The following is an 11,907-nucleotide window of genomic DNA, read 5'->3' as shown; positions in this document are numbered from 1 at the left end:
GGCACGCGACGTGCGTGCCCGGCCTTCGCCCTGTGCGGAAGGCGTCAGCCCGCGGCGATCTCGACCACCGCGAGGTTCTTCTTGCCCCGGCGCAGCACCAGCCACCGCCCGTACAGCAGGTCCTCGGCGGCGGGCAGGGCCTCGCCGTCGGTGATCTTGGCGTTGTTCAGGTAGGCGCCGCCCTCGTTCACCGTGCGGCGGGCACCCGACTTGCTCGGCGCGAGACCGGCCTCGACCAGCAGGTCCACCAGCGGCGCCGGCTCGGCGAGCGTCGTGTGCGGCAGCTCGGAGAGCGCCGCGCCCAGCGTCGCCTCGTCCAGCTCACCCAGCTCGCCCTGGCCGAACAGCGCCTTCGACGCGGCGATGACAGCCGCGCACTGGTCGGCGCCGTGCACCAGGGTGGTCAGCTCCTCGGCCAGCGCGCGCTGCGCCGTACGAGCCTGCGGACGCTCCTCGGTGACCTTCTCCAGCTCCTCCAGCTCCGCCTGCGGCTTGAAGCTGAGGATGCGCATGTACGGGGAGATGTCGCGGTCGTCGACGTTCAGCCAGAACTGGTAGAAGGCGTACGGGGTCGTCATCTCCGGGTCCAGCCAGACGGCGCCGCCCTCGGTCTTGCCGAACTTCGTGCCGTCCGCCTTGACCATCAGGGGAGTCGCCAGTGCGTGCACCGTCGCCGCGGGCTCCATGCGGTGGATCAGGTCGATGCCGGCGGTGAGGTTGCCCCACTGGTCGCTGCCGCCCTGCTGGAGGACGCAGCCGTGGCGCCGGTACAGCTCCAGGAAGTCCATGGACTGGAGCAGCTGGTAGCTGAACTCGGTGTAACTGATGCCCTCCTGGGACTCCAGGCGGCGGGCCACCGAGTCCTTGGTCAGCATCTTGTTGACCCGGAAGTGCTTGCCGATGTCCCGCAGGAACTGGATCGCGGACATGCCCGCGGTCCAGTCAAGGTTGTTCACCATGACCGCGGCGTTCTCGCCCTCGAAGGACAGGAACGGCTCGATCTGCGACCGCAGCCGGGTCACCCAGGCGGCGATGGTTTCCGGGTCGTTCAGCGTGCGCTCGGCGGTCGGCCGGGGGTCGCCGATCTGGCCGGTCGCCCCGCCCACCAGCGCCAGCGGCCGGTGGCCCGCCCGCTGGAGCCGGCGCATCGTGAGCACCTGGACCAGGTGGCCGACGTGCAGGCTGGACGCGGTCGGGTCGTAGCCGCAATAGAAGGTGACCGGACCGTCGCCAAGAGCCTTGCGCAGGGCGTCCTCGTCAGTGGACTGGGCGAACAGCCCGCGCCACTTGAGCTCGTCGACGATGTCCGTCACGGTTCCGTGTCTCCTTCAGCGAGTGAACAGTGGGCCTCCGTGCCTGGTGGGCCCACTCCCCGCCAGTCTAAGCGGTGTCCCGGGCCGCCCCCGATGGATTCAGGGGCGGGCCCGGCTCAGACCCCCCGGCTGACCGAACTCATGTTGAAGTCCGGGACGCGCAGTGCGGGCATCGCGGCGCGGGTGAACCAGTCGCCCCATTCGCGCGGCAGCGTCCGCTCGGTGCGGCCGGCCTCCGAGGCACGGGAGAGCAGGTCGACGGGCGACTCGTTGAACCGGAAGTTGTTCACCTCGCCGACCACCTCGCCGTCCTCCACCAGGTAGACCCCGTCCCGGGTCAGTCCGGTCAGCAGCAGCGTCGCCGGATCGACCTCGCGGATGTACCAGAGGCAGGTCAGCAGCAGCGCCCGGCCGGTGGTGGCCGCGACCATCTCGTCCAGCGTCCGCTCGCCGCCGCCCTCCAGCAGCAGGTTGTCGATCGCCGGCGCCACCGGGAGCCCGGTCAGGGCCGCCGTGTGCCGGGTGGTGGTCAGCCGCTCCAGCCGGCCGCCGCCGATCCAGTCGGTCGGCTCCAGGGGCAGCCCGTTGTCGAAGACCGACGCCCCGTCCCCCGAGGAGTGCGCGATCACGAACGGGGCCGACTCAAGACCCGGCGCGTGCGGGTCGCTGCGCAGGGTCAGCGGCAGCCGTGCGAGCTTCTCGCCCACCCGGGTCCCGCCGCCCGGCCGGGAGAACACGGTCCGGCCCTCGGTGGCGTCCCGGGCCGTCGAGGACCAGATCTGGTAGATCAGCAGGTCCGCCACGGCGGTCGGCGGCAGCAGGGTCTGGTACCGGCCGGCCGGCAGCTCGATCCGCCGCTGTGCCCAGCCCAGGCGGCGGGCCAGCTCCGCGTCGAGGGCCGCCGGATCGACGTCCTTGAAGTCCCGGGTGGCCCGCCCGGCCCACGCGGACCGGGAGCGGTCCGGCGACTTGGCGTTCAGCTCCAGCGTGCCGTTCGGCTGGTCGTGCCGCAGCCGCAGTCCGGTGGAGCTGCCCAGGTAGGTCGAGGTCATCTCGTGGTTCGCGAAGCCGTACAGCTCCCGGCCGCCCTCGCGGGCACGGGCGAACGCCTCGCCGAGCGCCGGGGCGAAGTCCGCGAAGACGTCCGGGCCGGTCTCGGCGGGGGCGTCGGTGAAGTCCGCGCTGACCGGTACACCGGTGACCGGCGGCTGCGCGTCCTCGGCGGGGCCGGCCGCGCGGGCCGCCGCCTCGGCCGCCCGTACCAGCGGTTCCAGGTCGTCGGCGGTGACCGCGGAGCGCGAGACGACCCCGGAGGCCGTCCCCTCGGAGCCGTCCACGGTGGCGACGACGGTCAGTGTCCGGCCGCGGGTCACACCGTTGGTGGTGAGGGCGTTGCCCGCCCAGCGCAGATTCGCCGAGGAGGTCTCGTCGGCGATGACCACCAGGCCGTCGGCGGTGGACAGCCCGAGGGCGCGCTCGACGATCTCGTACGGCTTGCTCACGCGGCTCATCGGCCCGCCTCCTGCGTCGTGTTGAGGATGTTCACGCCTCGGAAGAGAGCGGAGGGGCAGCCGTGCGAGACGGCCGCGACCTGGCCCGGCTGGGCCTTGCCGCAGTTGAAGGCGCCGCCCAGCACGTACGTCTGCGGGCCGCCGACCTTCTCCATCGAGCCCCAGAAGTCCGTGGTGGTCGCCTGGTACGCGACGTCCCGCAGCTGACCGGCCAGCCGCCCGTTCTCGATGCGGAAGAACCGCTGCCCGGTGAACTGGAAGTTGTAGCGCTGCATGTCGATCGACCAGGAGCGGTCACCGACCACGTAGATCCCGCGCTCGACCCCGCCGATCAGGTCCTCGGTGGAGAGGCCGCCCGGGTCCGGCCGCAGCGACACGTTGGCCATCCGCTGCACCGGCACATGGCCCGGCGAATCGGCGTAAGCGCAGCCGTTGGACCGGCCGAGGCCGGTCAACTTCGCGATCCTGCGGTCGAGTTGGTAGCCGACGAGGGTGCCGTCCCTGACCAGGTCCCAGGACTGCGCCTCGACGCCCTCGTCGTCGTACCCGATCGTCGCCAGCCCGTGCTCGGCCGTCCGGTCGCCCGTCACGTTCATCGCGGGGGAGCCGTACGCCAGCTTCCCCAGCTGGTCGAAGGTGGCGAACGAGGTCCCGGCGTAGGCCGCCTCGTACCCCAGCGCCCGGTCCAGCTCGGTGGCGTGCCCGATCGACTCGTGGATGGTCAGCCAGAGGTTCGAGGGGTCGACGACCAGGTCGTACGTCCCCGCCTCCACGCCCGGCGCCCGCATCTTCTCGGCCAGCAGCCCCGGGATGCGCTCCAGCTCGTCGTTCCAGTCCCAGCCGGTGCCGGTCAGGTACTCCCAGCCGCGGCCCACCGGCGGCGCGATCGTCCGCATCGAGTCGAAATCGCCCGTCGCGGAGTCCACCGCCACGGCCGTCAGCTGCGGATGCAGCCGTACCCGCTGCTGGGTGGTGACCGTACCGGCCGTGTCCGCGTAGAACTTGTTCTCGTGGACGGTCATCAGCGAGGCGTCCACGTGCGCGACCCCGGCCGCCCCGAGGAGCCGCCCGCTCCACTCGGCGAGCAGCCCGGTCTTCTCCCCGTCCGGCACGGAGAACGGGTCGATCCCGTAGGAGGAGACCCAGGTCCGCTCCCCGTGCACCGGCTCGTCCGCCAGCTCCACCCGCTCGTCACTGCCCGCCGCCGCGATCACCTTCGCCGACAGCTTCGCCATGGCGACGGCCTGCGAGGCCACCTTCGCCGCCGCGTCCATCGTCAGGTCGACGCCGGACGCGAACCCCCACGCCCCGCCGTGCACGACCCGCACCGCGTATCCCAGGTCGGTGGTGTCCGAGGACCCCGAGGGGCGGGCGTCGCGCAGCCGCAGAGTCGCGCTCCGCACCCGCTCGAAGCGGAAGTCCGCGTGCGTGGAGCCGAGCGCGCGGGCCCGTGCGAGGGCGGCGTCGGCCAGGGCCCGTAGGGGCAGGGCGAGAAACGACGGGTCGATGTCATGGGCCACGGACGGCCTCCCTTGCGCTGTGGAATCGTGCCCGGGGTGGAAGTCAATCACGGTGCGACGGGGCCGTGATGGACGGTCGTGGGCATCGCCCGCGCGGGGTGCCGGGGTGGCGTCCGGCACCCGGCGGGGCCCGCCCGGCACGCCCCCTCGACCGGCACCGACTGTAGAAACCCCACAGCACCTCGCACCTGCCACTGTCAGGGCCCGATTCTCCGTACACCGCACCGTGACGATAGGTTTTCGGCGTACCAGACCGTCAAGGAAAGGGTGATCCGTTGAGCCGCTCGGTTCTCGTCACCGGAGGAAACCGGGGCATCGGCCTCGCCATCGCCCGCGCCTTCGTCGACAACGGCGACAAGGTGGCGATCACGTATCGCTCCGGCGAGCCGCCGGCCGAGCTCACCGAGGCGGGTGTTCTCGCGGTCCGCTGCGACATCACCGACGCCGAGCAAGTGGAGCAGGCCTACAAGGAGATCGAGGAGAAGCAGGGTTCCGTCGAGGTGCTGGTGGCCAACGCCGGCATCACCAAGGACCAGCTCCTCATGCGGATGTCGGAGGAGGACTTCACGTCCGTCGTCGACACCAACCTCACCGGCACCTTCCGTGTGGTCAAGCGCGCCAACCGCGCCATGCTGCGCGCGAAGAAGGGCCGCGTGGTCCTCATCTCCTCCGTCGTGGGCCTTCTCGGCTCCGCCGGTCAGGCCAACTACGCGGCCTCCAAGGCGGGACTGGTCGGGTTCGCCCGGTCGCTGGCCCGTGAGCTCGGCTCGCGGAACATCACTTTCAACGTCGTCGCACCCGGCTTTGTCGACACCGACATGACGCAGGTGCTCACCGAGGAGCAGCGCAAGGGCATCGTCGCCCAGGTTCCGCTCGGCCGCTACGCGCAGCCCGGGGAGATCGCCGCGGCGGTCCGCTTCCTCGCCTCCGACGACGCGTCGTACATCACTGGAGCCGTCATCCCCGTTGACGGCGGATTGGGCATGGGTCACTGATCACCATGAGCGGAATTCTCGACGGCAAGCGCATCCTCATCACCGGGGTGCTGATGGAGTCGTCCATCGCGTTCCACACCGCGAAGGTGGCCCAGGAGCAGGGCGCGGAGATCATCCTCACCGCCTTCCCCCGCCCCACCCTGACCGAGCGCATCGCCAAGAAGCTTCCCAAGCCCGCGAAGGTCCTCGAACTCGACGTCACCAACGCCGAGCACCTCGACCGGCTCGCCGGCCTGGTCCGCGACGAGCTCGGCACGCTGGACGGCGTCGTCCACTCCATCGGCTTCGCGCCGCAGGACGCCCTCGGCGGCAACTTCCTGAACACCCCGTTCGAGTCGGTGGCCACCGCGATGCACGTCTCGGCGTTCTCGCTGAAGTCGCTCGCGATGGCCTGCAAGCCGCTGATGTCGGATGGCGGTTCGATCGTCGGTCTCACCTTCGACGCCCAGTTCGCGTGGCCGCAGTACGACTGGATGGGCCCGGCGAAGGCCGCGCTGGAGGCCACCTCCCGCTACCTCGCCCGTGACCTCGGCGCGGACAACATCCGCTGCAACCTGATCTCCGCCGGTCCCCTCGGCTCCATGGCCGCGAAGTCCATCCCGGGCTTCGGCGACCTCGCGAAGGTCTGGGACACCCGCTCCCCGCTGGCCTGGGACATGACCGACCCGGAGCCCGCCGGCCGCGGTGTGGTCGCGCTGCTCTCGGACTTCTTCCCGAAGACCACGGGCGAGATCATCCACGTCGACGGTGGCGTGCACATGATCGGCGCCTGACCCGTACGGACCTCTGTCGGCCGCGTACCCGCATCCGGATCTCCTCCGGCAGGGTGCGCGGCCGACGTGCGTCCCGGCCCGGCGGACCGGGCCCGGGGGGAGGAGGGCCCGCGGGGCGTCCGGCACCCGTCGGAGCCCGGCCCGCGCCGCCCCGGGTCGTAGAGACCGGCGATCCACCGCAGACTGTGGAGGAACCGGACTCTGGTCAGGCTGCGGGGAGGAGATTGCCGTGCGTCCCACGCGTCGCCGTACCTGGGTTCTGCTCGTCTCCCCGGCAGCCGTCGCCGCTCTCATGGTCCCCGCCGGGATCTACGCCGCCGGATCGGTCGGAACCGCCGCCTCCGGCACTCGTGCGCCGCGTGCTCCGTCCCCGGAACCCGCCGGGTCCGAGTGCCGCACAGCGGTCGAGGGTTCCCTGGTGATCGCCTACTGCCACAATCCGTACCCCTCCCTCGACGTCGTCCGGCTGCACACGGAGTGCGCCCGGTGGTGGGACGTGGACGGCGACGGCGTGGCGGTCGCCGTCGAGCCGGGGCGCACGGTCCGGCTGAAGGACCGCTGCTGGAAAGAGGTGGCCACGGCCTGGGTCACCCACAGCACGGACCCGGGCGGCGGCGCGGAGCCGGACGGCGGCACGGACCCGGGCAACGCGGTGGATTCGGCCGACGGCTCGGACGTGGGTGCGAATCCGGGCGGCGCCGCGGACCCGGGCTGACGCCCTTCCCGCCGGAGCGGGGCGGACCCCTCAGCCCCGCTCGGGCGGGCAGTGCAACGCGTGCCCCGCCGCCTCTTCGGCCGCCGTCCGCGCATCGCCCTCGCGGATCGCCTCGACCATGCGGCCGTGGTCCATGAGGTCCTCGGGCCGCAGCTCGGGACCCACGTCCCCGCGCAGGTAGTCGCGCAGGACGTCGCCCAGGTCCGCGTAGACCTCCGTCAGTACGTCGTTGTGCGCGGCGGCGACGATCGCCAGGTGCAGGGTGGCGTCCGCGGCGACGAACGCCTCCGCGTCACCCGCCGCCCAGCTCTCCTCGCGCCGCGCCATCAGGGCGTCCATCTGCTTGAGATCCCGGTCGGTACGCCGCCCGGCCGCCAGCCGTGCCGCCGAAGACTCCAGCACGGACCGGAGTTCGGCCACGTGCCGCGGATCGGCGGCGGCGAAGCGCCGCTGCATCACCCCGGCCAGCTCGCTGGTGGCCACGACGTACGTGCCCGAGCCCTGGCGGATGTCCAGCAGGCCGTTGTGGGCGAGGGCGCGCACTGCCTCGCGGACCGTGTTCCGGGCCACGCCGAGCTGCTCGACCAGCTCCGGTTCGGTGGGGATGCGCGAGCCCACGGGCCACTCGCCCGAGGTGATCTGGTTCCTCAGCTGGGCAATCACCTGGTCGGCGAGTGCCGAGCGCCGGGGGGACGTCAGCGCCATGAGACTCCTTGTTCCGCGTTCCGCAGTGCTCCGCGACGCTCCGGTCCCTCGGGGGCCGGGCGCCCCGGTGGCCCGGGGCGGCGAGGCGTGGTCCGGATTCTGCCAGCAGATTCCGGGGCGTCCGGGCGCCGGGGGTGTCGTCGCCCGGGTGGACAACCAATCATCCCATGATTCTATGATGGCGCCATGCTGGAAGACGTTACCGAGACACCCGGCCCGGCCGCCACGACCCGGGCACGGACGACCCGACCGACCGCCTCGAAGCCCGGGAGCCCCTCCGCGGGAACCTCCCCGTGGCTGCCGCGCCTGCTCGCCGCCGGTCTCGTCCTGGCCGCGCTCAACCTCCGCCCGGCCATCACCAGCCTGGGCTCCCTCCTCGAAGAGGTGCGCGACGGGCTCCACATGAGCGGCGGCGTCGCCGGCGCCCTCACCTCGGTACCGCAGCTCTGCTTCGCGGTGTTCGGGATCACCGCACCCCGCCTCGCCCGGAAGTTCGGCCCTCCGGCGGTCGTCCTCGCGGGCATGGTCGCGATCACCGCGGGCCTGCTGATCCGCCCCTTCGCCGGCTCCACCGCCGGATTCCTGCTCGCCAGCACGCTCGCGCTGATGGGCATCGCGGTCGGCAACGTCCTGATGCCGGTCATCGTCAAGCGCTGGTTCCCGGACCGCGTCGGACCGATGACCGGCCTCTACTCCATGGCCCTCTCGCTCGGCACCGCCCTGGCGGCGGCGGCCACCGTCCCGGTGACCGACGCGCTCGGCGGCAGCTGGCGGACCGGCCTCGCCGTCTGGGCCACGCTCGGCGTCCTCGCCGTACTGGTCTGGATCCCGTTGGTGCGCAGGGGCAGCGGCATCAACCCGGTGGGTGCGGAAGCCCTTGCCGCCCCGGCCGGTCCGCAGTCGCTCCCCGCCGGTTTCCGGATCGGCCGCAGCTCGACCGCCTGGGCCCTCGCCTGCTTCTTCGGACTCCAGTCCACCGCCGCGTACATCACCATGGGCTGGATGCCCCAGATCTTCCGGGACGCGGGCATCTCCGCGAGCACCGCCGGCGTCCTGCTCGCGGTCACCATGGTCATGGGCGTGCCGCTCGCCTTCGTCATCCCCCGGGTCGCCGCGGGGATGCGTACGCAGGGACCCATCGTCCTCTTCCTCGGGATCTGCGGCCTGGCCGGATACGCGGGTCTCTACCTCGCTCCGGCGGGCGGCGCCTGGGCCTGGGCGGTCCTGCTGGGTGTCTCCAACTGCGCCTTCCCGCTCGCCCTCACCATGATCGGCCTGCGGGCCCGTACCGGCTCGGGCGTCGCCCGGCTCTCGGTGTTCGCCCAGTCCACCGGCTACCTGATCTCGATCCCGGGCCCGCTGCTGGTCGGCGTGCTCAACGAGCACAGCGGCGGCTGGGGGCTGCCCATCGCCTTCATGGCGGCGCTGATGGTTCCGCAGATCGTGGCGGGTCTACTCGCCGGACGGGACCGGACGATCGACGGCCGCGGGTGAGATGCGAGACTTGCCCCATGCCAGTGCTCGATCCGAATCCCCAGAACGGCCAGAAGAAGCTTCTCCTCGTCCTCGGGGCCATGCTTCTCATCACTGTGATCATCGGAGTCATCGCCTCGGTCTTCTCCCCCTGACGGCCTTCACCCCCGACATCGGGCGGCCGGATGGTCCGCGCACCCGGCCGTCCCCGGAGTACTGGCGGCTCGGCGCACGGACCGGGACGACCGGCCCGCGGCGATGGTGGGGACAGCCCCACCATCCCCTAGGGGGCCAGGTTCAGGGTCGAGTGGGTGGGTCACCGGATGGGCGGCCCGTCGGCCCTTGCGTAGGTTCTGAGTAAAGGAACCCGCGACCCCCGGAGGCGGACATGCCGGCCCGTACGAACCCCCGGCCCGTGCGCGGGCCGGCCGCCGGGGCACCGGTGCGGCTGCCCTGGTGGGCCGTGGCGCTGCCGGTGCTCGCGTTCGCCGCGCTGCTGCTCGTGGTGGCCAACCCGGAGCAGGCGAACGCCGCGTCCGCCGACCCCGGTTTCGGCCGGTTCGTCGAGCGCGCGCTCGATCACCTGTCCTACTGAACGGCCGGTCCGGCCATTCCCGGGCCCTCCCTGTCACCCCTGGCGGTCGAGCCCGTCAACACCCTGCGCCCGGGGCCGCGATTCGTGCGAAGCTGAACGACATGAGCGTCGACACACCTCGCAGGATCGTTCTTCTCCGGCACGCGAAGGCGGAATGGTCGCAAGCGTCCGACCACGAGCGACCGCTGGCCGAGCGCGGACGCAAGGACGCGCCCGTGGCCGGGCGCAAGCTCGCCGGTTCCGGCATCGACTTCGACCTTGCCCTGTGCTCGACCGCCGCCAGGACGCGGGAGACCTGGAAGCTGGCGGTCCACGAGTTCGAGCAGCGCCCCAGGACCGTGTACGAGGAGCGGCTGTACGAAGCCTCACTCGGCGAACTCATCGCCCTCTTCAACGAGACCCCCGACGAGGTGCGCAACCTGCTCGTCATCGGCCACAACCCCGGGATGCACGGCGCGGCTGACGCCCTCGCGGGCTCGGCCGAGGGCGATGCGCCGGCCCGGATGACCAGGGACGGGTTCCCGACCGCCGCTTTCGCCGTCCTGGAGTTCCCCGGAACGTGGAAGAGCGTCGAACTCGGCGCGGGCAGGCTCACCGACTACTGGACGCCCATCGACTGACCGGCCCCAGCCGGCTCCGCTTCCCACGACAGGGCCCCCGCACGCGGAAGCGTGCGGGGGCCCTGTTCCTGTCCGTCTCCGCGTCCAGCGGCGAATTCCGGAGCGCTCAGGCGTTCGGCGCGTCCGCCGCCTCGACCTCTTCGCGGGTGATGCCCAGCAGGTACAGCACGGTGTCCAGGAAGGGCACGTTCACCGCTGTGTGCGCCGCCTCCCGGACGACCGGCTTGGCGTTGAACGCCACCCCGAGACCGGCGGTGTTCAACATGTCCAGGTCGTTGGCGCCGTCCCCGATCGCCACCGTCTGCGCCAGCGGAACGCCCGCCTGCTCGGCGAAGCTGCGCAGCAGACGGGCCTTGCCCGCCCGGTCCACGATGTCGCCCACCACGCGTCCGGTGAGCTTCCCGTCGACGATTTCCAGGGTGTTGGCGGAGGCGAAGTCCAGCCCCAGCCGCTCCTTGAGGTCATCGGTGACCTGGGTGAACCCACCCGACACGACGCCGACCTGGTACCCGAGCCGCTTCAGGGTACGGATGAGGGTGCGGGCCCCGGGGGTCAGCCGCACCTCGGCGCGCACCTTCTCCACGACGGACTCGTCGAGTCCGGCGAGCAGGGCGACCCGGGCGTGCAGGGACTGCTCGAAGTCCAGCTCCCCGCGCATCGCCTGCTCGGTCACCGCGGCGACCTCCTTCTCGCAGCCCGCGTGCGCGGCGAAGAGCTCGATCACCTCGTCCTGGATCAGCGTGGAGTCCACGTCCATCACCACCAGGCGCTGGGCCCGACGGCTCAGACCGGCCGACATCACCGCCACGTCCACACCGATCTGCGCGGCCCCGACCGCGAGCGCGGTCCGCAGTTCCTCGGTGCCCGCTCCGGAGACCGCGAACTCGACGGCGGTCACCGGGTACTTCGCGAGCCGGAAGATCCGGTCGATGTTGGCACCGGTCGAGGTGATCCTGGCCGCTATGGCGGCGGTCGACTCCGCGGTCAGCGGGTTGCCCAGCACGGTCACATGGGAACGGCCGTCGCCGCGCGGGCGGTTGTCGCCCGTCCCCGAGATGATCTCGGCCTGGAGCTTCAGCGACTCGGCCCAGCTGTGCACGGTGGCCCGCAGATCACCTTCGGTGGTGCCGCCGGCCGTCGGGGCGCTCACCAGCGCGCACAGCACGATCCGGCCACGGGTGACTACCTGCTCGATGTCCACGACGTCCACCGCGTAGGCGGCGAGCGTGTCGAAAAGCCCGGCGGTGATGCCGGGACGGTCCTTTCCGAAGATCTTCACGAGAAGCGTGGGGGAGTCGCTGCCCGCACGGGACTCAGGGAGCTCGGAGGACGAGGGAGACGGAGATGGCTGAGATGCGCTCATGGTGGTTCCACCGTATCGGTCGCCGCCGGAGCCCCGGCAGGCCGTCCCGAGTAGCGGACACCCGGGCGCCCGTCGCCTCCGAAGCCGTCCGGGGAGCCGCCCGAAACCGTCCGGAGTCGTCCGGAGCCGGTCACGAGGGCCGGCCGGGGCCGCATCCCCGAGCCCGCCGTGCGACGCGTCCCCGACTCCCGCCGGATCTGCGCCCCAGATGCGCCCGGATCCGCGCCGGACCTGCGCCGGACCTGCGCCGGACCTGCGCCGGACCTGCGCCGGACCTGCGTCGGGACCTGCGCCGGACCTGCGCCACATCGCAACAGCACACCT

The 11,907-nt window shown here is 71.9% G+C and carries 11 protein-coding genes and 1 pseudogene; 7 read left to right on the top strand and 5 right to left on the bottom strand.

Annotated features, from left to right (window positions below; all coding sequences use genetic code 11):
* Positions 1–44 precede the first annotated feature (44 nt).
* From tyrS to ACWD3D_RS24930, 3 genes are all read right to left on the bottom strand, one after another.
* The gene (tyrS, locus tag ACWD3D_RS24940) at positions 45–1,313 is read right to left on the bottom strand and encodes a tyrosine--tRNA ligase (RefSeq protein ID WP_451463029.1); all 1,269 of its coding nucleotides are present in this window, start codon (positions 1,311–1,313) and stop codon (positions 45–47) included.
* 116 nt (positions 1,314–1,429) lie between these two features.
* The gene (locus ACWD3D_RS24935; RefSeq protein ID WP_451463028.1) at positions 1,430–2,824 is read right to left on the bottom strand and encodes a metallopeptidase TldD-related protein; all 1,395 of its coding nucleotides are present in this window, start codon (positions 2,822–2,824) and stop codon (positions 1,430–1,432) included.
* Entirely contained in the window at positions 2,821–4,344 is a 1,524-nt protein-coding gene (locus tag ACWD3D_RS24930) for a TldD/PmbA family protein (protein WP_451463027.1), read from the bottom strand. The genes ACWD3D_RS24935 and ACWD3D_RS24930 overlap by 4 nt, the downstream gene beginning before the upstream one ends.
* 275 nt (positions 4,345–4,619) lie before the next feature.
* On the opposite strand from ACWD3D_RS24930, the gene fabG reads away from it, so the two are divergent.
* The 3 genes and pseudogenes from fabG to ACWD3D_RS24915 form a co-directional block, all read left to right on the top strand.
* The gene (gene fabG / locus ACWD3D_RS24925) at positions 4,620–5,339 is read left to right on the top strand and encodes a 3-oxoacyl-[acyl-carrier-protein] reductase (RefSeq protein WP_451463026.1); all 720 of its coding nucleotides are present in this window, start codon (positions 4,620–4,622) and stop codon (positions 5,337–5,339) included.
* Positions 5,340–5,344: 5 nt separating this feature from the next.
* Positions 5,345–6,112, top strand: coding sequence for an enoyl-ACP reductase FabI (gene fabI / locus ACWD3D_RS24920; RefSeq protein WP_451463025.1), 768 nt, complete (start codon positions 5,345–5,347; stop codon positions 6,110–6,112).
* A gap of 229 nt (positions 6,113–6,341) precedes the next feature.
* Positions 6,342–6,719: pseudogene (locus tag ACWD3D_RS24915) on the top strand (hypothetical protein); the annotation flags it as partial.
* Positions 6,720–6,857: 138 nt separating this feature from the next.
* On the opposite strand, the gene ACWD3D_RS24910 reads toward ACWD3D_RS24915, so the two are convergent.
* The gene (locus tag ACWD3D_RS24910) at positions 6,858–7,532 is read right to left on the bottom strand and encodes a FadR/GntR family transcriptional regulator (protein WP_451463024.1); all 675 of its coding nucleotides are present in this window, start codon (positions 7,530–7,532) and stop codon (positions 6,858–6,860) included.
* Positions 7,533–7,718: 186 nt separating this feature from the next.
* On the opposite strand from ACWD3D_RS24910, the gene ACWD3D_RS24905 reads away from it, so the two are divergent.
* From ACWD3D_RS24905 to ACWD3D_RS24890, 4 genes are all read left to right on the top strand, one after another.
* Positions 7,719–9,026, top strand: coding sequence for a CynX/NimT family MFS transporter (locus ACWD3D_RS24905; protein WP_451463023.1), 1,308 nt, complete (start codon positions 7,719–7,721; stop codon positions 9,024–9,026).
* Between the two features lie 17 nt (positions 9,027–9,043).
* Positions 9,044–9,160, top strand: a complete 117-nt coding sequence (locus ACWD3D_RS24900; RefSeq protein WP_328722459.1) for an SGM_5486 family transporter-associated protein — start codon at positions 9,044–9,046, stop codon at positions 9,158–9,160.
* A gap of 233 nt (positions 9,161–9,393) precedes the next feature.
* Positions 9,394–9,600: a hypothetical protein gene (locus ACWD3D_RS24895; protein WP_451463022.1), complete on the top strand. Its 207-nt coding sequence runs from the start codon at positions 9,394–9,396 to the stop codon at positions 9,598–9,600.
* A 101-nt stretch (positions 9,601–9,701) separates the two neighbouring features.
* Positions 9,702–10,220: a SixA phosphatase family protein gene (locus ACWD3D_RS24890; RefSeq protein ID WP_451463021.1), complete on the top strand. Its 519-nt coding sequence runs from the start codon at positions 9,702–9,704 to the stop codon at positions 10,218–10,220.
* A 106-nt stretch (positions 10,221–10,326) separates the two neighbouring features.
* Here the strand turns inward: ACWD3D_RS24890 and serB are convergent, their stop codons facing one another.
* Positions 10,327–11,583 (bottom strand): phosphoserine phosphatase SerB, encoded by a 1,257-nt coding sequence (gene serB / locus ACWD3D_RS24885; protein WP_451463020.1) that lies wholly within the window; start codon positions 11,581–11,583, stop codon positions 10,327–10,329.
* Between the last annotated feature and the right edge of the window lie 324 nt (positions 11,584–11,907).

It is taken from the genome of Streptomyces sp. NPDC002690, from assembly GCF_053592415.1.
This window is presented reverse-complemented; position numbering and strand designations above follow the sequence as displayed.

What these genes read in the sequence shown, in the direction of transcription:
- ACWD3D_RS24935 (WP_451463028.1), bottom strand. Translation starts at nt 2,824, where the DNA reads ATGAGCCGCGTGAGCAAGCCGTACGAGATCGTCGAGCGCGCCCTCGGG.
- fabI (WP_451463025.1), top strand. Translation starts at nt 5,345, where the DNA reads ATGAGCGGAATTCTCGACGGCAAGCGCATCCTCATCACCGGGGTGCTG.
- ACWD3D_RS24910 (WP_451463024.1), bottom strand. Translation starts at nt 7,532, where the DNA reads ATGGCGCTGACGTCCCCCCGGCGCTCGGCACTCGCCGACCAGGTGATT.
- ACWD3D_RS24905 (WP_451463023.1), top strand. Translation starts at nt 7,719, where the DNA reads ATGCTGGAAGACGTTACCGAGACACCCGGCCCGGCCGCCACGACCCGG.
- ACWD3D_RS24900 (WP_328722459.1), top strand. Translation starts at nt 9,044, where the DNA reads ATGCCAGTGCTCGATCCGAATCCCCAGAACGGCCAGAAGAAGCTTCTC.
- ACWD3D_RS24895 (WP_451463022.1), top strand. Translation starts at nt 9,394, where the DNA reads ATGCCGGCCCGTACGAACCCCCGGCCCGTGCGCGGGCCGGCCGCCGGG.
- ACWD3D_RS24890 (WP_451463021.1), top strand. Translation starts at nt 9,702, where the DNA reads ATGAGCGTCGACACACCTCGCAGGATCGTTCTTCTCCGGCACGCGAAG.
- serB (WP_451463020.1), bottom strand. Translation starts at nt 11,583, where the DNA reads ATGAGCGCATCTCAGCCATCTCCGTCTCCCTCGTCCTCCGAGCTCCCT.